The sequence below is a fragment of the Actinosynnema sp. NPDC053489 genome, assembly GCF_044544865.1.
Classification (GTDB): Bacteria; Actinomycetota; Actinomycetes; order Mycobacteriales; family Pseudonocardiaceae; genus Actinosynnema.
Genome location: NZ_JBITXT010000009.1, coordinates 197,712 through 223,062 on the forward strand (window position 1 = coordinate 197,712; position 25,351 = coordinate 223,062).

At 76.5% G+C, this 25,351-nt stretch carries 16 protein-coding genes; 7 read left to right on the forward strand and 9 right to left on the reverse strand.

Features of this window, described 5'->3' with window-relative positions:
* Positions 1–76: 76 nt before the first annotated feature.
* Positions 77–202 (forward strand): hypothetical protein, encoded by a 126-nt coding sequence (locus ACIGNX_RS22280; RefSeq protein ID WP_396542582.1) that lies wholly within the window; start codon positions 77–79, stop codon positions 200–202.
* A gap of 33 nt (positions 203–235) precedes the next feature.
* Here the strand turns inward: ACIGNX_RS22280 and ACIGNX_RS22285 are convergent, their stop codons facing one another.
* Positions 236–1,141, reverse strand: coding sequence for a LysR family transcriptional regulator (locus tag ACIGNX_RS22285; RefSeq protein ID WP_396542583.1), 906 nt, complete (start codon positions 1,139–1,141; stop codon positions 236–238).
* 103 nt (positions 1,142–1,244) lie between these two features.
* Between ACIGNX_RS22285 and ACIGNX_RS22290 the strand changes: the two genes are divergently transcribed.
* Entirely contained in the window at positions 1,245–1,907 is a 663-nt protein-coding gene (locus ACIGNX_RS22290; protein ID WP_396542584.1) for a type 1 glutamine amidotransferase domain-containing protein, read from the forward strand.
* Between the two features lie 195 nt (positions 1,908–2,102).
* Here ACIGNX_RS22290 and ACIGNX_RS22295 read toward each other — a convergent pair whose 3' ends face one another.
* From ACIGNX_RS22295 to ACIGNX_RS22305, 3 genes are all read right to left on the reverse strand, one after another.
* Positions 2,103–3,263: a MalY/PatB family protein gene (locus ACIGNX_RS22295; protein ID WP_396542585.1), complete on the reverse strand. Its 1,161-nt coding sequence runs from the start codon at positions 3,261–3,263 to the stop codon at positions 2,103–2,105.
* Positions 3,260–3,748: a DinB family protein gene (locus tag ACIGNX_RS22300; RefSeq protein WP_396542586.1), complete on the reverse strand. Its 489-nt coding sequence runs from the start codon at positions 3,746–3,748 to the stop codon at positions 3,260–3,262. Before ACIGNX_RS22300 ends, ACIGNX_RS22295 begins: the two co-directional genes overlap by 4 nt.
* A gap of 127 nt (positions 3,749–3,875) precedes the next feature.
* On the reverse strand, positions 3,876–5,579 hold the full coding sequence (locus ACIGNX_RS22305) for a hypothetical protein (protein ID WP_396542587.1): 1,704 nt from the start codon (positions 5,577–5,579) through the stop codon (positions 3,876–3,878).
* A 388-nt stretch (positions 5,580–5,967) separates the two neighbouring features.
* Between ACIGNX_RS22305 and ACIGNX_RS22310 the strand changes: the two genes are divergently transcribed.
* The 3 genes from ACIGNX_RS22310 to ACIGNX_RS22320 all read left to right on the forward strand — a co-directional run bounded on the left by ACIGNX_RS22310 (position 5,968) and on the right by ACIGNX_RS22320 (position 11,080).
* Positions 5,968–6,330 carry a hypothetical protein gene (locus tag ACIGNX_RS22310; protein WP_396542588.1) on the forward strand — a complete coding sequence of 121 codons (363 nt, stop codon included), beginning with the start codon at positions 5,968–5,970 and terminating at the stop codon, positions 6,328–6,330.
* A 104-nt stretch (positions 6,331–6,434) separates the two neighbouring features.
* Entirely contained in the window at positions 6,435–7,382 is a 948-nt protein-coding gene (locus ACIGNX_RS22315) for an NADP-dependent oxidoreductase (RefSeq protein WP_396542659.1), read from the forward strand.
* Positions 7,383–7,450: 68 nt separating this feature from the next.
* Positions 7,451–11,080: a hypothetical protein gene (locus tag ACIGNX_RS22320; RefSeq protein ID WP_396542589.1), complete on the forward strand. Its 3,630-nt coding sequence runs from the start codon at positions 7,451–7,453 to the stop codon at positions 11,078–11,080.
* A gap of 37 nt (positions 11,081–11,117) precedes the next feature.
* Here the strand turns inward: ACIGNX_RS22320 and ACIGNX_RS22325 are convergent, their stop codons facing one another.
* Positions 11,118–17,288, reverse strand: a complete 6,171-nt coding sequence (locus tag ACIGNX_RS22325; RefSeq protein WP_396542590.1) for a hypothetical protein — start codon at positions 17,286–17,288, stop codon at positions 11,118–11,120.
* 207 nt (positions 17,289–17,495) lie between these two features.
* Here ACIGNX_RS22325 and ACIGNX_RS22330 point away from each other — a divergent pair, with 207 nt between their 5' ends.
* Entirely contained in the window at positions 17,496–17,909 is a 414-nt protein-coding gene (locus ACIGNX_RS22330) for a CAP domain-containing protein (protein ID WP_396542591.1), read from the forward strand.
* 12 nt (positions 17,910–17,921) lie between these two features.
* Here the strand turns inward: ACIGNX_RS22330 and ACIGNX_RS22335 are convergent, their stop codons facing one another.
* Both ACIGNX_RS22335 and ACIGNX_RS22340 read right to left on the reverse strand, forming a co-directional pair.
* Positions 17,922–19,262 (reverse strand): hypothetical protein, encoded by a 1,341-nt coding sequence (locus ACIGNX_RS22335; RefSeq protein ID WP_396542592.1) that lies wholly within the window; start codon positions 19,260–19,262, stop codon positions 17,922–17,924.
* A 496-nt stretch (positions 19,263–19,758) separates the two neighbouring features.
* The gene (locus ACIGNX_RS22340) at positions 19,759–20,613 is read right to left on the reverse strand and encodes a hypothetical protein (RefSeq protein WP_396542593.1); all 855 of its coding nucleotides are present in this window, start codon (positions 20,611–20,613) and stop codon (positions 19,759–19,761) included.
* A gap of 475 nt (positions 20,614–21,088) precedes the next feature.
* On the opposite strand from ACIGNX_RS22340, the gene ACIGNX_RS22345 reads away from it, so the two are divergent.
* The gene (locus ACIGNX_RS22345; RefSeq protein WP_396542594.1) at positions 21,089–24,478 is read left to right on the forward strand and encodes a BTAD domain-containing putative transcriptional regulator; all 3,390 of its coding nucleotides are present in this window, start codon (positions 21,089–21,091) and stop codon (positions 24,476–24,478) included.
* 48 nt (positions 24,479–24,526) lie between these two features.
* Here ACIGNX_RS22345 and ACIGNX_RS22350 read toward each other — a convergent pair whose 3' ends face one another.
* Both ACIGNX_RS22350 and ACIGNX_RS22355 read right to left on the reverse strand, forming a co-directional pair.
* Positions 24,527–24,703, reverse strand: coding sequence for a hypothetical protein (locus ACIGNX_RS22350; protein ID WP_396542595.1), 177 nt, complete (start codon positions 24,701–24,703; stop codon positions 24,527–24,529).
* Positions 24,704–24,729: 26 nt separating this feature from the next.
* Positions 24,730–25,341 (reverse strand): LuxR C-terminal-related transcriptional regulator, encoded by a 612-nt coding sequence (locus tag ACIGNX_RS22355; RefSeq protein WP_396542596.1) that lies wholly within the window; start codon positions 25,339–25,341, stop codon positions 24,730–24,732.
* Positions 25,342–25,351 lie beyond the last annotated feature (10 nt).

Consider the following 25,351-nt stretch of genomic DNA (forward strand, 5'->3'; position numbering starts at 1 on the left):
CCTCCTGGCGGATGTCGATGCCGGTCAGGCCCTGCGCCGACAGGGTCCGGGCGGATGGTGCCCGGGGCCGGGCGGGGTGGACATCGTCTCCGGGAAGATCGCCGACCTGCGCGGCAGCACGAACGACGGCTACGGCGCCGAGCGCGTGAACCGGGTCTTCGGCCGCATCGACGGGCCGTCGGTCGTGTGCGCCCGGGCCTGACGCGACGCGGTCGGGCGGTGGACCGCGCCGGGTTCAGAGCCCGGCCCAGTGCTTCGAGCGGTCCAGCAGGTGGTCGTGGACCAGGGCCACCGAGGGGTTGGCCAGGCCGCCGACGCGGGTGGCCAGGAACAGGGTGTTGAGCGGCGGCACCGCGGCCACGTGCACGGGCTCCACCGACCCGGCCGACAGCGCCGGTTCGGCCAGGTAGCGCGGCAGCGCCGACACCCCCGCGCCCGCCACGACCGCGGCCAGGACCGCGCGCAGGTCCGGCACGACCACCGCCACCTGGTTCGGCGGGCGGCGGCCGAACTCGCTGCGCCAGTAGCGGCGGATGATCGGCAACTCCTCGGCGTAGGCCACCAGGGGCAGGTGCGCCAGCGCCCGCACCGGGTCGAGGGCGAGCAGTTCCCGGTCCACCGACCGCACCAGGGTGGGCGCGCCGACGAGCACGAACTCCTCGTCCGCGAACGGCGTCGCGCTCAGCGCCCGGTCCGTCGGCCGCACGGACGACACGACCAGGTCCAGCCGCGCGTTGACCAGCGCGGCGAGCAGGTCGGCGGCGAGACCGACCGAGACCCGCAGGCGCAGGCCGCGCGTCGTCAGCGGGGCCAGGGCGGGCAGCACCCGGGCGGTCAGCAGTTCGGCCGGGCCCGCGAGGTGGACGGTGCCCGCGAACGCCGCCCGCCCGTCCACGCCCGACACCGCGGAGCGCAGCGCGTCCACGTGCGCGCCGACGCGCCGGACCAGGTCGTCGGCCCGTGCCGTGGGTGTCACACCGCGGCTGCCGCGCGTGAACAGCGGCTCGCCCAGCTCCCGTTCGAGGCGGGCGAGCTGCCCGCTCACGGCGGGCTGCGTCAGGCCGCGCCGCTGCGCCGCGGCGGTCAGCGACCCGCTCCGGTAGATCTCCACGAACGTGGCCAGCAGGTCGAGGTCGGACACCAGGTCAACTCCGGGGCATAACGGTGCTTATGGCTCCGATCAGCCTACTCGACGGAAAGGTGATGGACTGGTCGTCGAGGCAGTGATGTGGAAGGAGTTTTCGATGAGCAGGGTTCTGGTCGTGGTGTCTGCGGCGGACGAGCTGGTGCTGGCCGACGGTTCGCGCCACGCCACCGGGTTCTGGGCCGAGGAGGTCGTGGAGTCGGTGCGCGTGCCGCGCGAGGCCGGCGCACGGGTCGACATCGCCACGCCGGGTGGGGCGCGACCGGTCGTGGACGCCGCCAGCCGCACCGAGGAGTTCGACGCCTACCTGGAGTCCATCTCGGACGAGCTGTCCGCGCCGCTGGTGCTGGCGGACGTGGACCCGGCCGACTACGACGCCGTGGTGCTGCCCGGCGGTCACGGCCCGATGGCGGACCTGGCCACCGACCCGGCGCTGGGCAGGCTGCTGGTGTCGTTCGCCGACGCGGGCAAGGTCGTCGCCGCCCTGTGCCACGGCCCGGCCGGGCTGCTGCCCGCGGTGCGCGAGGACGGCTCGTTCGCGTTCGCCGGGCGGCGGATGACGGCGTTCACCGATGAAGAGGAGCGCCAGGGCGGCCTGGCCGTGCCGTACTCGGTGGAGGGGCGGCTGCGCGAGCTGGGCGCGGTGCTGGAGACCGGACCGGCGTGGTCGAGCACGGTCGTGGTGGACGGCACGCTGGTGACGGGCCAGAACCCGCAGTCCAGCGCGGACACCGCGCGGGCGGTGCTGAAGGCGCTGGGCTGAGCCGACCGGGCGACCCGGCCACCGTGCGGGCGCCCGGCGTGCCGACCGGCGACCCGCGTGCCGTGCGGGCGCCCGGCGTCGGCCGTACCGCCCGGTCGTCGCCGCGGCGCGATCGACCTCCGGTGCGCCTCCCGGGCGACCGCGCGGCCCGGCCGCTCGAAAGGCCCGCTCACCAGCCGCGCCCGACGCGTCCGCTCAGCGCGCGACCGCGGCGGAGAGCCTGGTCAGCACCTCCTCCAGGACCGGCGCGCCGGTGGCGAAGTTGAGCCGCAGGTGGCGGTGACCGCCCCCGCCGAAGCCGGCGCCCCCGTCGAGCAGGACCCGCGTCCGGTCCAGGACTTCCGCGACCGGGTCGTCACCGGTCACGCCCAGCAGCGCGGCCGGGAACCAGTACAGGTAGCCGGCTTCGGGCAAGGGCTCGGCCCCGCCCCACGCGGCGAGCGCGGCGGCGGTCCGCCGCCGGTTGCGGTCCAGCACGCGCAGCAGGCGGCGCTGCCAGTCGTCGCCCTCCTCCCAGGCGGCCAGCGTCCCGACCACGCCGAGGGTCGACACGACGCCGTACAGGTCGGGGGGTTGGGCGTCGCGCAGGGCGAGCAGCCGCTCGGGCCCGTAGTGGGCGACCGAGCAGCGCAGGCCCGCCAGGTTGAACGCCTTGGTGGCCGAGGTCAGCGTGACCGTGCGCCGGGCGGCGTCCTCGCTCACCGAGGCGAACGGCACGTGCTCGTGCGGGTGGTGGGCCAGCTCGGCGTGGATCTCGTCGCTGACGACCAGCAGGTCGTGGCGGCGCGCGATGGCCGCGAACTCCCCGAGCTCGTCGCGGGTGAGCACCCGCCCGGTCGGGTTGTGCGGGTTGACCAGCAGCAGCACCCGGCAGTCCCGGGCGGCGCGGTCGAGCCCGGCGAAGTCGGGCGCCCACCCGTCGGGGGTCCGCAGCCACGGCGACTCCGCGCGCCGCCGCCCCATCGTGGTGATGGTGGCGAGGAACGGCGGGTAGTTCGGGGTCTGCACCAGCACGCCGTCGCCCGGCGACGTGGCCAGGTGCAGCGTGAGCTGGAGCCCCTGGATGAGGTCGGTGTGCTCGCGGACCTCGTCGGCGGAGGGCCGCCAGTCGTACCGCGCCCCCATCCGCGCCGCGAAGGCGGCGCGCAACGGGTTGCCGCCGGGCCAGTCGGGGTAGCCGAGCGCGCCGTGCCGCACCGCGTGGTCGAGCGCCTCCACCACCACCGGCGGCACCGGGAAGTCCATGTCGGCCACCCAGGCGGGCAGCACGTCATCGGCGACGCGCCCCCACTTGACCCCGTACCCGGCGCGCAGCTCCGCCGCGGTGCGGCCGTCGAACAGCGGGTCGGTGGTCACGACGCGCCCAGCAGGTCTCGGCTGATCTCGACCTGACCGTGGTGCTGCGCCAGCTCCTCCAGCACGTGCAGCAGCACGCCGGCACCGCTCAGCGGTCGACCCGGTCCCCGGTACTCGGGCGGCGGCGCGGTGGCGGGCGGGGCGGCGAGGTCGACGCCGGCCAGGTCCTCCCGCACCCGGCGCAGCTGCGCGGCCACCCGGTCGCGCAGCTCGCGCGGGTCGCCGATCGCGTGGAACTCCGCGTCCCGGTCGCGGGCCGTCGGCCGACCGGCCAGCAGGTGCCCGATCCAGTAGTCCACGACCTCGACGCAGTGGTGCACGATCGCGTAGGGGCTGTTGGCGCCGGGCAGCGGCGGCGCGGTGTTGCCGCGCTCGGGGCCCAGTCGGTCCACCGCGGACAGCATCCCGGCGAAGGCGCGGTCCACGAAGTACAGGTACTCGTCGACCGGCCACGGGCCGCGGGTCTGGGGTGTTCCGGACGTCATCGGGAGTCTCCTCCAGGGGTGGCGAGTTCCGGACCGCGGCGCACCGAGCCGCGTCACCGTTCAAAAGGTGACTCGATTCTGGGCGGCACCTCGCGTCACTGTCAAGACGGTGACGCGGAGTCGGGCGTCAGGTCCCGGCGAGCGGGAGGACGTCCCGCAGCGGGGTCAGGACCGTCTGCGCGGAGTCGACCTGCTCGACCAGCGGTTCCGGCACGATGCGCAGGGTCGCGACCGGCACGTCGCGCCACGCCGGCACGGGCGGCACGGGCGGCACGGGCGGCTCGGCGGGGAAGTCCACGTCCACGGTCACCTCGTCGCCGCCGATCTCGCGGGTGATCCACGGCCCGCTCTCGACCAGCTGCGCCAGCGTCTTGACGTGCAGGCCGCCGATGCGCCGGAGGTACCACTCGTCCGGCGGCAGCGGACCCATGCGGCCGGCCAGCCGCGCCTTGACGTCCTTCACGCGCTCCAACAGCATCGCGGTCAGCGCGGCCCGGTCGTGGGGGCCCTTGAGCCCGTCGCGCAACCGGTCCCCGATCAGCCGGGGCAGGCCGTTGTCGTCGGGCATGACCATGGTGGTCCAGGCGCGGGACTTCTCGCGGTACTGGAGCTGCTGCATCAGGCCCTCGTGGGCCGAGAAGTCCGAGGCGCGGAACGGGCGGCCCTGCCAGCGCGAGCGCAGCGTCCCCGCCAGCGACAGCGCGCTCTTGACCCCGGTGTTCAGGCCGCGGCCGGGCCAGAAGTGCAGCGAGTTGGCCGCGTCCCCGACGAGGAAGCCGAACGTCGAGGGCGCCAGCTGGGCGGTGAACCGGGCGTTCTGGGTCATCGACAGCTCGAACGCGGTGATGCCGAGGATGTCCCGCGGCTCCGCGCCGAAGAACCGCGCGCCGTCCAGGACCCGCGGCCACAGGAACGACAGCCGGTCCACCGAGGGCTTGAAGACCGCGCGGTGGCGGTCGCAGACGAACCGGTCGCCGCGCGGCACCACGGTGCAGCCGTGGACCCCGATGCAGTCCACCGGGGCGTCCTCCCCGATCGCGACGATCTCCGACGCCTCCTCGGCGGTCAGGCGCATGTTGACGAACCCGCCACCGAGGGAGTTGAACAGGTAGCGGTTCTGGCTGACCGTCAGCGGCACGGTGTGCTCGTCGGGGAGGTTGCCCCGGACGCGGATGCCGAGCACGGTCTCCACGAGCTGCTCGCCGCCGACCGAGTAGAAGTCGTGGTCCGGGGTGCCGAAGTGGTCGCCCAGCGCCTTGCGGGTCGGCGAGTTCGCGCCGTCCGCGATCACCAGGATGTGCGTGTCGTCGAAGGAGTCCGGCACCTCGTAGCGACCGGGGACCGGCTCGACGTCGTAGACGTCCTGCGCCATCTCCAGGAGGCAGTCCTCCACCCACCGGATCCTGACGTTGCGCGGGCGGCCCTTCTCCGCCGGCGAGTCCGGGCCCAGCGGCCACATCTCGGTGTACCGGCCGGCCGCGAACAACCGCTCCCGCATCTGGTGCGGCAGGGTGGACCACACGTTGCCCTGGAGCGTCACGACCTGCTCGCGCCGGAAGTTCCCGTCGGCCTCACCCAGCCACACCACCCGGCCGCCCCGCCGCGCCCACCGCCGGTCGTGGACCCGGACGGCGACCTGGTCCCCCATCATCGCCCGCAGCGTGCACGCGAACACCAGGCCGACCGGCCCGCCGCCCACCACGTCCACGCGCAACGGCTCGCACCCGCTGGGCAACGGGGCCAGCACCTGGAACAGCCCGGTCGCCCAGTCGTCCGCCGGCCACACCGCGATCGACTCGGTCGTCTCGTTCCCGTCGTCCACCACCACCACCGCCGCCTCCCGTGGTGCTCAGCCGATGTGCTGCGGCGCCATCATGACCTGATCGGTCCAGCGCGACTCCCGCCGTCGGCGCAACGCTGCCCTAACGGGAACCGGGACCGCATCGTCCGGTGTCCCGAGTGGACCGCCCGTGTCGGACGCACGAGTGCGGGGCGCGGTCCACGGCAACTCGTGCCACGGGGGGACCACCGGAACCGGCGGCCGAACCCGCCGTCCCGGTCGTGAGCCGGATCGCCCGCCCGGCGAGCGGTCCGGGCACGGCGCGCTTCCCCTTCGCGCACAAGGGCCCGGTGGGCGGGAGCGGGTGGCGCGCGGGTCTCCCAGACTGCGTCGCAAGCACACCGCGTCGCAAGCGCGTCGACCGCACCGGAGGAACACCGTGCCCACCGCCTCGGCCCCGCGCCGCCTCGCCACCTCCCTCGTGGCCACCGCCCTGGCCGGCTCGGCGGTGTTCGCGGTGACGGGTGTCGCCTCGGCCGCGCCCGAGTACCTGCTGACCCTGTGCAACTACTCCGACCTCCACCTCGCCTCCGTCGTCCGGTCCGGGAAGGCGCCCTCCGCGGCGGTCCCGGCCAACCGGTGCACCTCGGTCACGCACGCCGGCAACGAGTACGTGACCATCCAGCTGGCCGCGGTGCCGGGCGCCAACCCCGCGCCGAACACGCTGCGCCGCTCCTACACCACGCGGTACGCCAACGAGGTCTTCCACACCTACCGCGACGGGTCCGTCTTCCGCTACTAGCACCGGACCGGTCCACCCCGTCCCGCCCGGCGCCGGCCTCCCCACCCACCGGCGCCGGGCTTCCCACCCGTGCCGAGGAGGCGACCGTGACAGGCAGTCGGACGATGCGGGCGATCAGGCAGACCGGCTTCGGCGGTCCTGAGCTGCTCGCGCTCGTGGAGGCACCCAGGCCGGTTCCGCTGCCGACCGAGGTGCTGGTGCGCGTGGTCGCGGCGGGCGTGAACCCGTGCGACGTCAAGACCGGCCGCGGCGAGGCGATGGCCCCCGTGGTCGGCGAGCCGCCGTTCACCCTCGGGTGGGACGTCTCCGGCGTGGTCGAGGAGGTCGGGTTCGGCGTGACCACCCTGGCCCCCGGTGACGAGGTCTACGGCATGCCGTGGTTCCCGCGCGCGGCCGGCGGCCACGCCGAGTACGTGACCGCGCCGGCGCGGCACTTCGCCCGCAAGCCGAAGTCGGTCGACCACGTCCACGCCGCCGCCCTGCCGCTGGCCGCGCTGACCGCGTGGCAGGCCCTCACGGACACCGCGGGCGTCCGGGAGGGCGACCGGGTGCTGGTGCACGCCGGCGCGGGCGGCGTCGGGCACCTGGCCGTGCAGCTCGCCAGGCACCTGGGCTGCCACGTCACCACCACCGCCCGGGCGCACCACCACCGCTGGCTGCGCGAGCTGGGCGCGCACGACTGCGTCGACTACACCGAGGGGCCGTTCGAGGAGCGGATCGGCGGCATCGACGTCGTGCTGGACCTGGTGGGCGACGACCACGAGTCCACCGGCAGCAGGTCCCTGGCCGTGCTGGAACCGGGCGGGCTGTACGTGGCCATCGCCTCCGGCGCCCCGCACCACCTCGTGCACGAGTTCCGCGAGCGCGGGTTCGCGGCCACGTCGTTCCTCGTGGAGCCGGACGGCGCGGCGCTGCGGCACATCGCGGACCTGGTCGACTCCGGCGCGCTGCGGGTCGAGGTGGCCGGGGTGCTGCCGCTGGAGGACGCGGCCGACGCCTACCGCGAGGTGGCCACCGAGCGGGTCCGCGGCAAGGTCGTGCTGGAGCTGTGACGCGGCGGCTGTCCGGGTGACGCGTTCGCGACCGCCCGCCCACCCCTCAACCCCCGGCGGGAGCCGCAGTGTCGCTGGAGTTCGACCCGTCCGGTGCCGGTAACGCGTGGGCGGTGGTGCTCGCGGGGCAGAAGCTGCCCGAGGTGAGCGTGGCCGCCGCCCGGGCGCTGGCCGACCAGTGGGAAGCACTGGGCACGTGGCTGTCGGCCGCGGCGGACGACGTCGGGCGGCTGCCCGCCGGGCTGGGCGGTGGCGCGGCCGCCGAGGGCGTGGCGCGGTTGCTGGGGGCGTCGCGAGGGGCGCTGGAGTCGCTGTCGGCGTGGACCGCCGTGCCGCGCGACGCGCTGCGGGAGCTGGCGCTGGGCGTCGAGGCTGTCGAGTACGGGATCGCCGTTCAGGTCGGGCTGCTGGTGAAGTGGGCGGTCGGGCTGCTGCTCAGCCCGGTGACGCGGCTGTTCGCGATCGGCGTGCTGGTGCGGGCGCGGGCGTGGGTGGCGCGGCTGCTCGGGCACCTGCACTGGTCGACCGCGGTGCTGGCGCACGCGGCGCGGGAGGCGCAGCGCGGGTTCCAGCAGGCGATGCTCCCGTACCTGGCGCAGCTCGCGCAGGGCAAGCGGGGCGACGTGGCGTGGTCGGACGTGGCGACCTCGGCGGTCGCGGGCGCCGCGGCGGGCGGGCTGGTCGGCGGCGCCCACCTCGCGGGTCGCCGGTGGACGCCGGGGGTGGCGGACGCGCCGTGGTTCGACGGGGTTTCCGAGGGCGCCGCGGAAGGGCTGGTCGGGCTGGGCGCGGCGGTGGCGCTGGGGCAGGGCTTGGGCGACGTGTGGACCGGCGTGGTCAACGGCGTGGCGACCGGCGCCGGGCAGGGCGCGGTGGAGCGCCGTTTCGGTGGCGTGGACTTCAGCGGCGTGCAGTTCGGCGGCGTGGACCTCGGCGGCACGGACCTCGACGGCGCGGACCCGGCCACCGCGGACTCCGGTGGCGGGGTCGGCGGGGCCGTCCCGGAGGCGGCCGGGGAGGGTCGTGCCGCCGGCGGGTCGGCGGGGCGGGATCGCGGCGCGGACGCGGTGACCGGCACACCCGAACCCGCGCCGGCACCGGACCACCGGAACACCGAGCGCGACGGCGACCTGCCGCGCGGCGAGCGCGTACCGGACGCGCACCCGCGGCCCGACGACGTCCCGGGTCCGCAGGCGCGGCCCGGGACCTCGACCCGCCCCGTGGCCGACGACGCGGCCGACCGCGCCCCGCGCCGACCCCCCGCGCCGGGCGACGTGCCGCTGGGACGCCTGTGGGCGGGCTGGTTGACGGACTCGGTGGTCCCGGAGGACGAGCGGGACGACGACCTGGTCGACGTGTTCGGGCCCGACCTGTTCGGCCTGCGCGCACCCGCGCCGACCCCGCCCTTCCTGCTGGGCCTCGACCACGACGCCCTGACCACCGGGCAGCTCGTCAGCCTCCTGCACGCGATGGACCTCACCCGCACCGACCCCGTGCCGCCGCTGACCGCCCGGGACCTGCCCGACGCCGCCGACCGGGTGCTCACCAGCGACCGGCGCGGCACCGACCTCACCGCCTGGGCGCCCAGGGGACGCGAGGCGCCGCTGCCCCCGGTCCTGCACCTGCCCAAGCTCATGCACTCCATCTGGCTCGGCGGGCCGCTGACCGACCAGGGCGGGCACGCCGCGTTCCGGGAGCGGGTCGCGGCCAGGGCCGGGGACTGGACGCAGGTGCTGTGGACCGACGTGCCCAGGGCCGACTTCGCCCGCGCCGACACCACGCCCCCGCCCGCCGCCGGCGCGCCCGACCCGTCGGCCGACGTCCGCTCCCTGCGCGAGTGGGCGCTCGACCACCGCGTCGTCCTCGTCAACGTCGACGAGTACTTCCACGAGGAGAACCCGCTGGTGCGGCACCCGGAGTTCGCCGCGGAGCGGGCCAAGCTGGTGCCCTCCGGCTACGCCGCGGCCAGCGACATCCTCCGCTGGGAGGTCGTCCACCACATGGGCGGGGCCTACCTCGACGGCGACAACGCCGTCACCGACACCTCGGCCCTCGAAGCGGTGATCACGACGCCGCAGGCGTACGCCGTCCACGTCCCGCCCAGGGCCACCATCGGCAACAGCGTGGTCGTCGCGCCCCGGGAGCACCCCGTGGCGGCGGTGCAGCTGCTGGTCCTGGAGCGGAAGTACACCCTGGCCCAGCGGCAGGTCGTCCCGCCGGACCTGCTCACCAAGGCGCCGGACGCCTTCCGCGACCCACGGACCGACGTGCGCCGCAACTCGGTCGTGCACCGCACCGGGCCGGGCACCCTGCACGACCTGGCCGCGCAGCTGCGGACCAGGTACCAGGACCTGCCGCGGGTCGAGTCGGGCGTGACCGTCAACAGCGACATGAGCTGGGTGGACACCCCCGTCGCGCGACCGGGGCGCGACCTGGACGACGCCGAGGTCCTCGCCACCCTCCAGCGCGTCGTCCACACCCTCGTCCGCGACCTGGTCAACCGCGAGGGCGACCTGCACCTCACCGCCGTCGCCGCGCTCGTCGACCGGCTCCCCTCACCGGAGGACGGGTGGGACGCCGTGCTCTCCTTCCTCGCCTCCCGACCCGACCTCGCGCGCCAGGTCACCTCCGTCACCCACCGCCGCACCGGCCCCCGCGGCGACGTGGAGGTCGAGCTGCCCGACGACGCCTACGAGTACCTGCACCCGGGCTGGGAACTGCGCCCCGTGCTCGGTGAGGAGCGGGTGGCCGCGCGGCTGTCCCCGCCCGGGCCGCGGGCGGCCTCGTGGCGCTCGCCCGTGCCGCGGGCGCCCGCCGGGACGCCGGGCCCCGCGCACGGCGTCCCCACCGACCGGGCTCCCGACTCCCCCGCCACGCCCTTCGGGTTGACCCGCGACGCCTGGGAGTCGGCCAGGGCGGCGGTCCCGGCGGTCCGGCGCGAGCACTCGTGGGCGGACCCGCGGCCGAGGCTCGTCGACCTCGCCCACCGCACCCGGGACGACCGGGAGCACCGGGCCCGGTTCGACGTGGCGGCGGGAGCCGACGCGGATCCCCTGCTGCGCCACCGGTTCGGGCGGGCCCTGCGGGCGGCCGACGGCCTGGCCGGGCCGACCGTCGTCAGCGGCTCGTTCGACGTGCGGCGCGTGGAGCGCGCCGGCGAGCGGGTCACCGAGTTGACCGTCCGGATCGCGTTCGCCCCGCACGGCACGACCACCGACCGGGACGTGGCCGACACCTGGAGCGCGTTGGAGCGCGGCGTGCGCGAGGTCTACAACGCGCCCGGCCACGTCTTCCGCACCGGACCGGTCGGGGACCGGCTCCTGGTGCGGGTCGAGCGGGCGCCCTCGGCGGAACCCGCCCACTGGGAGGTCGTCCTGACCGACGACCCGTCGGTCGCGTCCTCGGACCAGCGGCGGTGGCGGGTCGGCCGCCCGGCGCTGGAGTACGCCCACGAGCTGGGGCACCAGCTGGGCCTGCGCGACGAGCACGGCGCGCGCCCGGAGGACCTCGACCGCCCCGAACCGGACCGCGACCTGGCGCCGCCGCGCGTCCTCGGCTCCCTGATGGGCGACTTCCACCGGCCGCCGTTGCACGACCTGCCGCCCGGCGGGTTGCGCGACCGCCACCTGGACCTGCTGGGCACGCTGGTCGGCGACGTCGCGCCGCACCGGCTCCCCGACCGCGCGGAGGGCGGCTGACCCGCCCGGCCGGCACGGGGGACGCCGGTCCGGGCCGTCACCTCCGGACCACCCTCACCGACGGCGCGGCCTCGTAGACCCCCGACTGCTCCACGATGCGGTACCCCGAGAGCCTGTAGAGGAGGGTGTCGGTGGCGTTCCAGAACCGGACCGCGGTCCCCTCCGCCAGTTCGAACGCCGCGCGCAGGTGGGCGCCCACCGGCGCGCCCGCGATGCGCTCCTTGCCGATCAGGCAGATCGCCGCCACCTTCTGCTCGCCCGGCGGGTGCGGGACCGAGAGGTAGATCCGGTTGGCCGTCAGGACCCGGCCCGCCTCCTCCGGCTCCAGGGCGATGGCGTCGCCGATGCCGATCGGGTCCGGGGTGCGCAGGGCGGCGCCGATGTCCGACGTCGTGCCGTGGGCGTCGAGGTACCAGGGCGGCACCGGCGAGTCCAGCCACTCGATGGGGAGCGGGACCTCCTGGAGCCGCAGGTCCGGTCCCGGCACCTGGCTGTAGTAGTACCGCGGCCGGTTCTGCCGCTCCGCGTTCCTGGAGTGCGGCATCACCGCCACGTCCTTCCAGTCGAGCGGGAAGAACTGCCCCTCGACCCGGCCCGTGGACCAGTCCACCAGCGGGTGGGTCACGAAGTCGTCGGGGTGGCGCCGGACCCTGGGCAGGGCGGTGAACCCGGGCGCGTCGAGCACGACGCGCCCGTCCGGCCGGAAGTCCGGCACCCCCTCGGGGCGGTGGACCCGCCTGCCGTAGCCCCCGACGTGCATCTCCCGGATGAACGCCTCCAGGTCGGGGGTCGGTCCGTTGAGCGCGGCGAAGACGAACGGCCTGTTCTCGAAGTCCCCCGCCGCCTCCCGCAGGCGCGGGTCGCTGTGCAGGACCGCGGCCAGCTCCCGCCCGTCGAGCACGACCTCGTACCCGTCCGACCGGGCCGCGTAGCCACCGGCCAGCCGCGTCACGAGCAGGAAGACCGGCGGACCGCCCTCCGACGGCGGCAGCGCGCCGTCGGAGGAGTCGGGGCGGTCGAAGTACCGGGTCCGGTCGCCGGTGAACGCGTGCGCCCACCGGCGCAGCCGGGCGGCCTGGGATTCGTCGCCCGACGACCGCACCAGCACGGCCACCGCCTCCCGCTCGGAGTTCACCAGGACTTCCACGTCGACGTCGCCCGCGCGCCACCCCGACACGAGCCGGTGCCGCGGCCTGCCGCCGGGCTCGACCCAGAACTCGTGCACGTCCCGGAAGTCGCGCCGCTCGCGCAGGGCCGAGGCGAAGTCGTACCCGCTGCCGGTGTGCGGCCGGTGGCCCACGCCGGGACCGACGAGGACCACCGGCAGGTCCGGGTCGTCGCGCAGGGCCGCGGCGAACCGCAGGCGGTCCAGCAGGTGCCGCCCGACCTCCCGGCCGCCCAACTGGACGCGGTACCCGTCGGTCAGCGGGACGGTGACGTGCCACCGGGACGAGAGCCAGCTCACGACCAGGGGCGGCCGGTCACCCCAGTGCTCGCGCCCCGCGCCGCCGTGGAGCACGGCGTCGACGACGGCCTGCACCCCGGCGACGCCGCCTTCCTTGGCGGTCAGGTCGAATTGGTTGCCCCGCACCCCGAGCGCCAGGTGCTGCGGTCGCACCCCCGGCTCCACGAGGATCGGCGCGTCCGAGCGCAGCGTCAGCAGGCCAACCCGCCGTGCGGGCACGCGGGGACCGGCCGTGCCGAGGACCGTGGGCACCACCTCTCCGGTGAACAGGTAGTACGGGTGGCGGGGGAACACCACGTCGACGGCGCGCTTGAACCGCTCCGCCACCACCGCCCCGCCCCGGCCCACGTCGAGCAGGAACACCAGGGGGCGCCGCACCGTCCCGGCGGCACCCGCCCGCTCGTGCGCGGCCACGTGCTGCCGCACCAGTTCGGCCGCCTCTTCGGGCGTCAGGGTGTCCACCCGGCCGTCCGACAGCCTCACCGAGAAACCGTCGGCGCCGCCCCGGAGCCAGACCGTGAACGGCCGGACCCGGTCGGCGACGACGTGGTCCGCCCACGGCGCGCGGCGGTACTCGGTCGACCCGTCGGTCCCCTCCAGCAGCACGACGCGGTGGGAGTGGTCGGTGAGCAGTGCCGCCCCCGCGCGGTAGTCATCGTGGTTCTCCACGTCGGGCGTCAACACGACGCCGTGGTGACCGCCCGGCGCGTCGTGCAGCTCCGCCCTCGCCACGTCCTCCAGCCGGGGGACGGACACCCGGTGGAACACCGCGTCGACCAGGTCGGCCTGCCCCGTGCGGGGGTCTGCGGGCGCGGGCTCGGTGTTCGCCTCGACGTGCCGGTACGGGCCGTCGCCCCGGAGCAGGTGCGCGAACCGCGCCGCGGCGGCCCGGTCGGCGGCGGTCGCGCCGACCACGTCGACCACCAGCCTGACCGGCATCGGGACGTGCCCGTCGTGCGCGGCGAGCGTCGGCCCCACCGCCGCCGCCAGCACCGCGGCGTCCTGCCACTGGCCCTCGACGAAGTACCGGCCTTTCCGGCCGTGCACGAACACGGTCATCGTCGGCGGCGACGTCACCTCGCCCGCCATGCGCCGGTGCAGGTCGGCCCACCGCGCCCGCTCCGCGCCGCCGACCGTGTAGTGGACCATCAGCACCGGTGCGGGCGCGCCGAGGACGACCAGGCCCTCCTCGGCGGGCAGCGGCTCACCCTCCCGCGCCACGCGGACCTCGCCCGTCGCGGTGAGCCCCGTCTCCCCGGGGTGGGTCTCGACCACGCCCCCGAAACCGAGGTCCGCGGCCGACGCCGACAGCAGCGCGGCCTCGGCGGGGGTCACGCCGCAGCTGAGCACCGTGGGCCGGGTGCCCGGTCCGAACGCCCCGACCAGCGCGGCCAGCTCGGCGAACCGGCGCGGGCCCACCGCCCGGACGGCGCCCGGCACGCGGAACCCACCCGCGTCGTGGTGCGCCACGAGGAAGAACCGCCGCGTCCCGTCGGCCGGGGGCGGGAACCGCTTCGCCGCCCCGTTGCGGAACGCCGACCGCACGAGGTCGGCCTCACGGCCCGTGAGGAAGGCGGCCCCGATGTCGACGCCGTCGGGGTCCAGCAGGCGCACGGCACGCGGGTGATGGGGGGTCGGGCCGGGCAGCGGGGACCGGACCACGAGGGGCGCGGGGGTCGACGGCGGGGCCTCGTCGGCGGGTGAGGCACGGGTCCCCGCCGGTTCCGCGCCGGGGACCCGCCCGCGCCGGTCGGCGGATCGGGGATCGGCGACCGGGGTGATCCCGTCCTCGGGCGCGGAAGGCGGCGGAGCCCCGGTGGGAGCCGTTCCGGCCGGGTTGGACCCGGTGGGGTTCGACCCGGTGGCCCGCCTGGTGTTCTCGACGAGCCACAGGTGACGGGGCCGCAGGCCGCGCTCCGCACCGCGCCGCCGACGGCCCATCAACCCGCCGTCGTCCACGACCCGGTCATGGCCCTTGCCGCGCTGGAAGACGGCCCGGCGGTCCTCCGCCCGCTCGACGTACTCGTCGCGCAGCCCGAGGAAGTGGCCTACCTCGTGGGCGGCCGTCTCCCCGGCGATGTCCACCGGCCACCGGAGCTGGTCGGCGCGGGCTCCCGGCGGGGCGACCCTGATCCGCGCGTGGGCGTCACCGGGGTCGGCGACGAACTCCACCGTCACGTGGAACTGCTCGCCGCCGGGCAACCGGTAGCCGCGGTTGAACAGCCGCTCCACCCCCGCCGCGACGCGGGCGCGCAGCGCGTCGTCGGCGTCCCGACCGGGCGCGGCGACCGGTGCCGACGGCCGGTCCAGGTGAAGCCGCACGGTGAAGTCCCGCACGGGCACGCCACCGACCTCGAAGGAGCGCGTGTCGTAGGCGATGCGGCCGTGGACGACCCCGAGGCGGACCCCGTCACGCGTCACCCGGGAGGAGTCCAGGACCGAGCGGTCCTCGCCCAGCACGCGCACCGCCGGCACGTGCCCCCTCAGCTCCTCGATCACGGCGGACGGCACCGGTCGGCGGTCGGGTTCGAACCAGGGCGCCGTCTCCGCCGGGCTGTGCCGCCACCCCTCGTCGTCCAGCACCCGGCTCGCCGCCCGGTCCGCCCGCATCCGCTCCAGCGCGTCGCGGGTGGGGGTGTCGAGGAGTGCACCGGGCAGCGCCGGCTGGTCCGGTGCCGACCGCTCCGGAACCGATTTCTCCGGGCCCGACCTCTCCGGGCTCGCCTGGTCGGGTCGCGGCCGCAGCTCCCGGTCGACCCGCACCTCGACGTCGCCGCCCTCCCGGGCTTCGAGGGCGACGTCGAGGCGGTGGCCGCGCAGCACCCCGTCGAGCTGCGCCAACGCCCGCGCCGGACCGGTGACCGTCACCGACAGGTCCCCGTACCCGCGCTCGACGCGCTTGAGCTGCTCGTCCCGCAGGTCCCGGGCCAGCTCGCGCACCCGGCGCAGCTGCTCCGGCTCCAGCGAGCCGGTCCGGGCGGTGACCGTCAGCTCCGGGAGGGGCGTCCCGGTCGGTGGTGTGGTCGGCCCGTGCCCCAGGTCGTCGGCGATCTCGCGGGCGAGCCGCGCGGTGCGCGGGTACGAACCGCCTCCGGCGGCGTCGGCGGCGAGGACGTCGACGAGGTCGTCCCGCAGCGCGGCCGGCGCGCTCGGGGCGAGGGCGGAGGCGACGACCTCCAGCGCGCGCCGGTGGGCGGCCTGCCGCACCGCCGGTTCGGCGGCCTCCCACCTGGCCCGGTCGGCCGCCGCCCGCGTGCGCAGCGCGTCCTCCGTCCAGGGCGGCCCGGTGCGCCCGGTGACGCCGTGGCGGAGCTGCTGCACCGCCGCGCCCGCCGAGTGGCCCACCGGGCGGGGTTGGTCGGGGAGCAGGCCCAGGTCGCGGGCGATGTCGGTGGCCAGCGCCCGCACCGACGGGAGGTCGGTGCCCGCGTGCAGCTCGTGCGCCAGGACCACGGCCAGGTCCCGCTCGACGCCGCGGTGCGGGCCGGTGGTCGTGCCGAGGGTGTCCCCGGTGATCAGCCGGGCTTGGCGCGCGAACCCGCCGGAGCGGAAGGAGGTCTCGCCCCTCTCGGCGTGGAGGGTGACGAGGGCGTCGGCCCTGGCCTTGAGGCCCTGCCGGGTCCACGGTCCGGCCCGGTGCCCGGCACCGTCGTCCGGAGCGGCCGGTGGGCCGACGACCACCGCACCGCCGGAGGACGCACCGCCTCCGTCCACATCGGACCGCGCGAGGACGTGGTCGTGGTCGGGCGGCACGGACTCGTCACCGGCCGCGCCGCCCGGGTCGGGCACGCGGTCGCCGCCGGCCCGCGCGGTGGTGCCACCCCGTTCGCCGGTGTCGCCCAGCCCTCCGGTGTCGTCGAGTCCCCCGGTGTCGTTGAGTCCCCCGAGGTCCGGCTGGTGGAGCCGACCCAGGCCGTCGTCGCCGAAGCGCCGCTCGACGGCCCCTTCGACCGTGCCCGTGGTCACGCCGCCGAGCAGGCTCGTCCAGGCCCCGTCCAGCCCCTGCCCCGAGACCAGCGCCGCGCCGACCTCCACGACGACCTCCGAGCCGCCTTCGACCAGCCCGTCGAACAGGGACTTGTCGGCGAGGTCGGGCGCCAGGCGGTGGCCCCCGAGGTGGGCGGCTCCGCCGACCCCGCCCATGGCCGCGCCGAAGGCGTACGACGTCGCCAGGCTGCCGCCGTCGAAGCCCGCGCGGTTGCCGTCCCCGATCTGGGTCAACTGCACGAAGAAGTCCTGGAGGGCCTCGTGCAGGCCGAGCCGGGCGGGCTGCACGAGGGCGTGGACCGACCAGTGCGCCCGCGCCATCAGCCGGGCGATCGCCAGCCTGCCCTCCGCGATCCGCACCGGCACGAACGCGGCCGTGAACGGCGTGGACATCAGCGACAGGACCGACTGGGCGAACAGCGTCACCGCGAGCAGCAATGAGCGCTCGGTGTGCTCGACCAGCACCGCCAGCTCGCGCAGCGCCGAGGCCGTGACGCGAGTGGACTCGCGCAGCGCCGCGATCGCGTCCGCCAGGACCTCGAACCTGCGGCGCAGCGCGCGGTCCAGCGCTTCGCCGGCCGCGCTCCGCAAGCCCGGCAGGTCGTCCAGCGCGTCGCGCAGCCACGTCCCGGTGGCCGACCAGGCGTCGGCGAGTTCCCGCGCGGCCCGGGTGCTCACCTCGGGGGGGACGCTGCCGGCGAGGAGGACGCTGAAGACCTTGCCCGGCAAGGACGTGCTGAACTCGACAGTGGACACACCACTCCAGTCCGCGGTGGACGGGACGGTCCAGTCTCGACCGGCCCGTTCCGCTCCGGGCCCTCCGCGGGCGCCGGTCGTCCCGCACGGGCACCGGGCCGTGCCCGTAGGGGACGCGCCGGACCGGTTGCGCGTTCGCGCCGGGCGGTGGGCCGTCCGGGCAACCGGCGGTGACCGCGGGCTCGGAATGCCCTACCTTCTCCGTCCGTGCCATCCCTGCGCGAACCGGCCCGCAAGGCGTTGGAGGACCGGGTCGTCTCCCTGGTCAACGTCGAGCGCTCGCGGCGCGGGCTGTCCAAGTTGGCGGGGGACGAACGGCTGCGGCGCTCCTCGCGGCGGCACAGCGACGACATGGCGCGCGCGGGCGTGCTGGCGCACCGGCTGCCCGGTGGGCCCGACCCGTTCGAGCGGATGCTGGCCGAGGGCTACGAGGCGCCCGGCGGCGAGAACGTGGCGTTCGGCCAGGAGTCGGCGGTGCAGGTGGTCGAGGCGTGGATGCGCAGCGCACCGCACCGCGCGAACATCCTCTACCCGGACTTCACCCGCATCGGGGTCGGGTTGCTGCTCGACGCCGGCGGCCACTGGTGGACCCAGAACTTCGGCTTCGAGCCCGCCGGCTGACCCGCACCGGGATCAGGCCCCGCCGAACGCCGACCGCGCCCGCACCGGTTCGGCGCGACGCCCAGGGCGGAGCCCCAGACCGCGCTCGCGGGCCAGCGCGCACGCCGCCTCCCGGCCCGCCGCGCTCGGCACGCCCAGCACCGACAGCCGGACCCGGCGCAGCACCGCGGGGTCGAGGCGGTCCAGCAACCCGGGCAGCACGTCCCACACGTCGTCGGCCAGCGGGTGGCCCGGGTCGCCGACCGCGACCGTCACCACCGCCGGGTCGACGGGTGCGCCGACCGGCACCGGCTGGGCCGCGCGCCCGGCCTGGCGCAGCCACAGGCCGCTGCGCATCACGCCCAGCACCCAGCCCTCGGCCACCCGGAACACGCCGGGCGCGTGCGCGGCGAGGCCGGGGTGCGGCGCCCGCCACCGCAGCGGCGCGGCGGTCCGCTCACCGGCCCGGCAGCGGATCTCCCCGAGGTACGGCTCCCAGGTGGGCCTGCCCGCGGCGTCGTGGAGCACGAAGCCCAGCCCTCCCCCGCGCTCGACGGGCACGCCGTCGGCGACGGTGACGGCGGTGCCCAGCAGCTCCGCGACGGCCCGTCCCAGGGCCACCACGTCCTGCCCGTCGCCGCTGACGAGCCGCGCGGCGGCGCACACCTCCGGAGGCAGCCCGGCCAGGTGGGCGGCCACGTCCGCGGCCCGCGCCGGCGGACCGCCCGGGACACCCGCGACCACGGTGAGGCGGTGCGGGTCCGGGGGGACGGAGCACCAGTCCAGGACGGGGAACGCCGAGGGAGGGCGGAGCAGCACGCCCAGCGGGAGCTGCTCGGCGATGAGTCCACCGTGGACGGTCGGGAACACCGCCGACTCCTCCTCCTGCCACGACGGGACGGGGTGGCGGGGGCCCACCGACCGGCCGGGTTCGCCCGGCGCCCACCGCACCCACCCGCCGGCCGCGAACAGGGTCGTGCCCGCGATCGAGACCGGGCCGGCCGGCACCAGCAGCGCGACCCCCGTGCGCTCGGCCAGTCGGCGCCACCGGGAGGCCGTGATCCCGGTCAGGCCCTCGGGCGCGAGGACGCGGGCCTCGTCCAGGCCGCGCTTGGCCCGTGCCGCCAGCAGCGCGACCAGGCGTTCGGACACCGCGACTTGGGGTGCCTCCTCGTCGACCACGACGGACAGGGGGCCGGCGGGCAGTTCCGCGGCGAACGCGCGGAGCAGCGGGTCGTCGTGGCGGGCCGACCGCACGAGGACGGTCGCGCCGACCCGTTCGACGACGACCTCGCGCCACCCCGGTGTCAGGACCGGGCGCAGGAGGGCCGACAGCGGTCCGCCGAACGAGCGGTCGCGGCGGGTGCCGGTCATGCGATCCCCGCGCCGGCCGGGCGCCGCGACCCGGTGGCCGCCTGGTGGGCGCCGTGCCGTCTCGTGGCCACTGTGGACATCTGTTCTCCTCGGTGAGCGACGGAGTTCACCGTCTCGCAACGTCGCGGTGGTAGTGGGTGCCCACCCCTTCGTCGAAGGTAGATCACCGTCGTGGCGGATCACGTGACGACGGCGGATCGTGCCCATCGGTCGCACCGGGTGTGCCCGAAGCGCCATGCCGCGCCCCTGGGCGGTCGGGCCGAACAGCACGAGCCGGCGACCGGCCCGGCAAGGCGGCACCGTGCCGCCGCCGGCCGAGGTGGGCGAGCGGTTCCACAGGTCTGCCCGCGGCGCGTGGCGGGGCGGCGCGGACGGCCCGAGGCGGGAGTCGAGCAGGCGCATGGCCGGCGAGAGCACCTCGTCCCCGCGGTGGAGCCGGTCGTGCCGGAGCAGTTCGCGCGCCGGCGACTCCCCACCTCCCGTGCCGCCCGACCGTTCACCGGTCGCGGAGGCGGCGGCGCTCCACCGCGACGGCCAGCGCGTCCAGGACGGACACCGTGTCGGGCAGGCCCAGGCACGGGCCGGCGGTGGCGACGCCGCGGCGTGCGGCGGTGCGCTGGTGGCCGGCGTGGAGGAACGAGGGCACCACCGCGCCGACGATCCCGCGCCGGCCGTCGCCCACCTGCCGGGCGACGGAGGCCGCGACGCGGCGCTGCCGCCCGGGATCGTGGCCGGACACGGCGACCAGGAGCCGGCGCGGCAGGCCCGCCGCCCCGAGCCGGGCCAGCGCCGCGCCGGTCGCCGCCGGGTCGTGGTCGGGGTGGTGGGGCTCGGTGCGCAGCACCAGGTGGGCGCACCGGTCCCCGTCGGCCCGGTCGAGGAGCGCCCGGCGGGCGGCGTGCTGGCGCAGGGCCTCCACGGCGGCGACGACGTCACCGCCGGCGCGGGTCTCGTACCCCACCGGCGCGGCGAGCCGGGGCTCCGCGCCGACGTCGGCGGAGCGGAGGTCCGCGAAGGCGTAGGCGGCGAGGGCCGGCGCACCGCCGGGGGAACCGGTCCGCGCGGCCACGGGCAGGCCGGCGCGCAGCACGTCCAGCGCGAACCCCTGCGCGCTCCCCCCGTCCGCGGTGTCCGGCTGCGCGTCGAGCACCACGAGCAGCTGCCCCGCGTGGCGGGCGGCGGCTTCGGCGAGCTGCGCGGCGTAGTCCGGCACGGCGGCGGCGTCCTGGACGAGCCCCGGCCCGACGACGACCAGCAGCCTGTCGTCCAACCGGTCGAGCACGGCTCGCACGGCGGCGCGGTGGCTCCGGACCACCGGGGCGACGAGCGGGACCGTCGCGCTGAAGACCACGGCTCACTCCCTCCTGGACCGACTGGCACCGGGCAGGTGGCGGGGACACCGGTCACCCTGCGGTGGGCGGCCGCCCGGCACAAGCGGCGGCGGCCGCGTTGCCCTTGCGTCCCGGTCGACGTGCCCGAGCGGCGCACCCGGGAAAAGACTTCGATCACGATTCGCCGACCCGTGCCCGAATTGTTCCGGCGGCGCGTCGCCGTGTTCCGAACCACCGGGGACCCACCTGACGAGATGGCCGGGCGGATCGGTTGCCCGGTGTGGTGAAATCTGTTCGACGGGCACCCGGACCTGCCCCGTCGTCCCGTACCGGGAGTGTGGCCGACCACAGAACCGGTACCGCGGTTTGATCACGAACAGCGTAAGTGCCACAGTCGATACCTGATGTTAATTTTTCCAGCTCACCCGGCCTTTAAGCTCGGAATCCGGCACTCAGCCGACGTCCTGTCCGCCTTCCAGAACCGAGGGACGTGCCATGTCGCCTGTTGAGCCGCTGTCCGCGGAACTCCTCGGTCCGGTGCGCGCGTTCCTCGGCGAGGACGAGGTGGACCTCGGCGCGGCCCGCCGCCGCGCCGTGTTCGCCGTCCTGGCCCTGCGCGCCAACCAGCCGGTCACCCCGGCCGACCTGGTCGACGCCGTGTGGGGCGACCGCCCGCCGGCGAACGCGGAGGCGTCCGTCTACACCTACGTCTCCGGCCTGCGCAAGCTGCTCGAACCGCACCGGCCCGCCCGGTCGGCGCCCGAGGTCCTGGTCTCCACGGGTTCCGGCTACTCGCTGCGGCTGGAGCCCGAGGCCACGGACGTGGCCCGGTTCGAGGCGCACCGCCTGCGCGCCGCCTCCATGCCCGCCGGCGCGGCGGTGAAGGAGCTGGACGAGGCCCTGGCGCTGTGGCGCGGTGAGGCGCTGTCCGGCGTCCCCGGCCCGTTCGCGCAGGCCCAGCGCGCCCGCCTGGCCGAGCTGCGGCTGGCCACCGCCGAGCGCCGCGCCGAGCTCGCACTGGAGCTGGGGCGGCACGCGGAGGCCGCCGCCGACCTGGCCGCGCTGGCCGCCGAGCACCCGCTGCGGGAAGGGCTGCGCGCGCTGCTCATGACCGCGCTGCACGGCGCGGGGCGGCACGCCGAGGCGCTGGAGGTGTTCCGCGAGACCCGCAGGCTGCTGGCCGAGCAGCTGGGCCTCGAACCGGGCGCCCAGCTGCTCGCGGGCTACCAGCGGCTGCTGCAGGGCATGGTGGCCCCGGCCGCCCCGCTGCGCGCCGCCGTCCCCGTCCGCAAGCCGCCGGCGCCGCCGAACGTCGTCGGCCGGCAGGGCGAGCTGGACGTGCTGCGCCGGGCGGCGGCCGACCTCGCCGCGGGTCGCGGCGGCGGCGTGTGGCTGGACGGCGAGCCTGGGATCGGCAAGTCGGCCCTGCTGTCCGTGCTGCTGGCGGAGGCCGAGCGGCACGGGTGCCGGGTCGCCTGGGCCGTCGGCGACGAGCTGGGCGTGCGGTTCCCGCTGCGCGTGCTGCTGGACGCCCTGGAGGTGACCACCACCTCCGCCGACCCGGTCCGCGCGGAGGTGGCGGCCGCGCTGCTCGACGCCGCCGGGAACGACCCGGAGCTGGAGGCGGTCGACCGGCTGGTGGACCTGGTGGCCGAGCTGTGCGGGCGCGGTCCGCTGGTGCTCGCGGTGGACGACCTGCACTGGGCCGACGAGGCGAGCGCGCTGGTGTGGCACCGGCTGACCCGGTTGACCCACCGGCTGCCGCTGCTGCTCGCGGGCACGTGCCGGCCGGTGCCGCGCCGGGACGACGTGGACCGGGTGCGCGACGCGGTGCTCGCCTCGGGCGGCGAGGTGCTGCGCCTGGACCCGCTGCCGGACGAGGCGCTGGTCGAGCTGGTCACCCGCAGGCTCGCCGCCACCCCGGCCGAGGGGCTGCGCCGGCTGCTCGGCCAGGCCGGCGGCAACCCGTCCTACGCGATCGGGGCCCTGGACGACCTGCTGGGCCGGGCCGCGATCCGGGTGCGCTCGGGCGTGGCCGAGGTGGCGGAAGCCGCCGACGCGGACGACGACGCGACGTGGTCGGCGGACGCCGTGCCGCCCGACCGGCTGGACTTCCTGTCCGCCGACGCGGTGGACGTGCTGCGCACCGGCGCGCTGTTCGGGATGGGGTTCGCCATCGGCGAGGTCGCGGTCGTGCTGGGCCGCCCGCCGTCGGAGCTGGTGGCGCCGGTGCAGGAGGCGATGGCGGCGGGCGTGCTGGTCGAGGCTGACACCGAGTTCGCGTTCCGCCACCCCCTGGTCCGCCACGGCCTGTACGAGGGCGTGCTGCCCCCGGTGCGCTCGGCGCTGCACCGGCACGCCGCCCGGACGCTGGCCGAGGCGGGCGCACCCGCCGCGCGGGTCGCCCGCCACCTGGCCGCCGCGGCACCCCACCTCGACGCGTGGGGCGCGGGGTGGGTGGCCGACAACGTCCGCGAGGTGATGCTGACCGACCAGGAGCTGGCGGTCGGGCTGGTCGAGTCGGTCGCGGGCCGGTCGTCGCTGACCGACGCCCAGCGGGACCGGATGACCTCGTGGCTGGCGTGGTTGAAGTTCTGGCAGGGCAAGCGGCCGGAGAGCGAGGCCAAGGCCGTGCTGGCGCGCACCCGCGACCCCCACCTGGCGGCCGAGATGCGCTGCGTGCTGGCCATGCTCTACCTCGGCGAGGGCCGGGTGGAGGCGGCGGCGGGCACGCTGCGGGTCGCGGTGGAGAACGACGGCACGCCCGAGCCGTGCCGCACCCGGCAGGAGGCGCTGCTGGCCGACATCCACCGGTCCGGGTTCGCGGACCTGGAGAAGGCCGAGTGGTACGCGCACGACGCCATCAGCCGGGCCGAGAAGTCCGCCGACGGCTTCTCGATGAGCCACGCGCTGCGCGTGCTGTGGCAGATCAGCACCGTGCGGCGCGACCACGCCGAGGCGCTGGCCCAGGTCGACCTGGCGCTGACCATGATCGGCGACCCGCAGGACGTGCACGAGCTGCGGCCGGTGCTGCTGGAGAACCGGGCGTTCAGCCTCCAGAACCTCGACCGGCTGGAGGAGGCCGCGCAGGCGCTGCGGGCGGCTCAGGTGCGGGCGCGCCGGGGACCGGCCGCGGCGGTGCTGCGCGCGTCGGTCGCGGTGCACGAGTTCTGGACCGGGCGCTGGGACTCGGCCCTGGCCGGGCTGGGGCACGCCGCGGACGTGGTCGACCAGCACGGGTTGAAGGGCAACGGCGCGGCGCTGGTCGTGCCCGGCCTGGCGGCGCTGATCGAAGCGCGCCGGGGCCGGCTCGACGCGGCCGGGGCGCACCTGGCGACCGTGGCGGACCACCCGATGGCGCTGGTGGCCGACCGGGAGCACGCCGACTTCCTGCTGGTCGCCCGCGCGCTCGTCGCCGAGGCCGGTGGCGCGGACGTGGCCGAGGTGTTCGCCCACCTGGAACCGCTGCTGCGCGACTGGCCCGGGCACCTGACGCTGCGGCACCAGTGGATGCCCAACGCGGTGCGCTCGGCCGTGTCCGTGGGCGCGTGGGAGCTGGCCGAACGCGCCTACCAGGTGTGCGCGGCCGAAGCGGCGCGGGAGCGGGTGCCGGCGCGGGCCTTCGCGGCGGAGGCGCGCTGCCGCGGTCTGCTGCAGGGCGACCCGGAGCCGCTGCGCTCCGCGGTCGCGCGGTACCGGGTGGTCGGGCGGCCGGTGGAGCTGGCCGAGGCGATGGAGGACCTGGCGGTGGTGCTCGCGGGTCTCGGGTCCAGGGAGGAGGCCGACACGGCGTTCCGCGACGCCGTGGCCGGCTACGAGGCGCTCGGCGCCGCGCTGGACGTGCGGCGGGCCAGGAACCGGCTGGTCAGCGCGCTGAAGGTGTAATCCTGACCTGGGCGCGGGGCCGGCGCGGTCGGCCCCGCCCGCGGCCGCTCAGGCGACGTCGGGGACGGGGAACGGCACGTCGATCACGCCGTTGTCGGACATGCGCCACAGGTCCACCGGCTCCTCGGCGGGCGCGGCGGGCGCGGCGGCGGGTACGTCCCGCCGCACCTCCGCCCTCAGGTGGCCCGCGGCCTGGCCGGTGATGCGGGAGCGGTTCGCGTGCACGGCGTCCTCCTGGTCCGGGCGAGGGGTCAGATGAGGCCGGAGCGGACCGCGTACGCCACCGCGTGCGGCCGGTTGCGCAGGTTGAAGCGCGTGGTGACGCCGTAGATGATGTTCTTCACGGTGCGCTCGGAGTAGGACAGCTTGGCCGCGATCTCCGTGGTGTCCAGGCCCTCGGCCATCATCCGCAGCACCTGCTCCTCTCGCGGCGTGAGCCGGTTGCGCGGCGTGCCGCCGTCCTGCTCCAGCAGCTGCCGCTGCAACCGCTCGACGTCCCTGAGCAGCACGCCGACCAGGTGCGGTGGCATGAGCCCGTCACCGGCCGCCGCCGTCATGACGCTGTGCGCCAGGCGGTCGGCCGTGGCCGCGCCCTTGGGCAGCACGGCCACGACGCGGCACTCCACCGCGGTCGGCAGCTCCGACTCGTCCAGGTCTCCCACGACCAGCACCACCGGCGAGCCGATCTCCGTCGCCGCCCGCCGCATCCCGGCGACCACCTCCGCGGTCAGCCGGTCGACCGCGACCACGGCGACCTCGGCGAGGTGGCGCTGCTCGGGGGGCAGCAACACCACCTCCGGGTGATCGCCGAGGTGGCCGACCAAGCCGGCCATGCTCAGCGGGTCCGCCGCCTGGAGAGCCACTTTCACCCTG

Bases quoted from the DNA above. Each gene is read 5' to 3' on its own strand.
- ACIGNX_RS22345 (WP_396542594.1), top strand. From the start codon at position 21,089: ATGTCGCCTGTTGAGCCGCTGTCCGCGGAACTCCTCGGTCCGGTGCGC.
- ACIGNX_RS22300 (WP_396542586.1), bottom strand. From the start codon at position 3,748: ATGACGTCCGGAACACCCCAGACCCGCGGCCCGTGGCCGGTCGACGAG.
- ACIGNX_RS22290 (WP_396542584.1), top strand. From the start codon at position 1,245: ATGAGCAGGGTTCTGGTCGTGGTGTCTGCGGCGGACGAGCTGGTGCTG.
- ACIGNX_RS22315 (WP_396542659.1), top strand. From the start codon at position 6,435: ATGCGGGCGATCAGGCAGACCGGCTTCGGCGGTCCTGAGCTGCTCGCG.
- ACIGNX_RS22335 (WP_396542592.1), bottom strand. From the start codon at position 19,262: ATGACCGGCACCCGCCGCGACCGCTCGTTCGGCGGACCGCTGTCGGCC.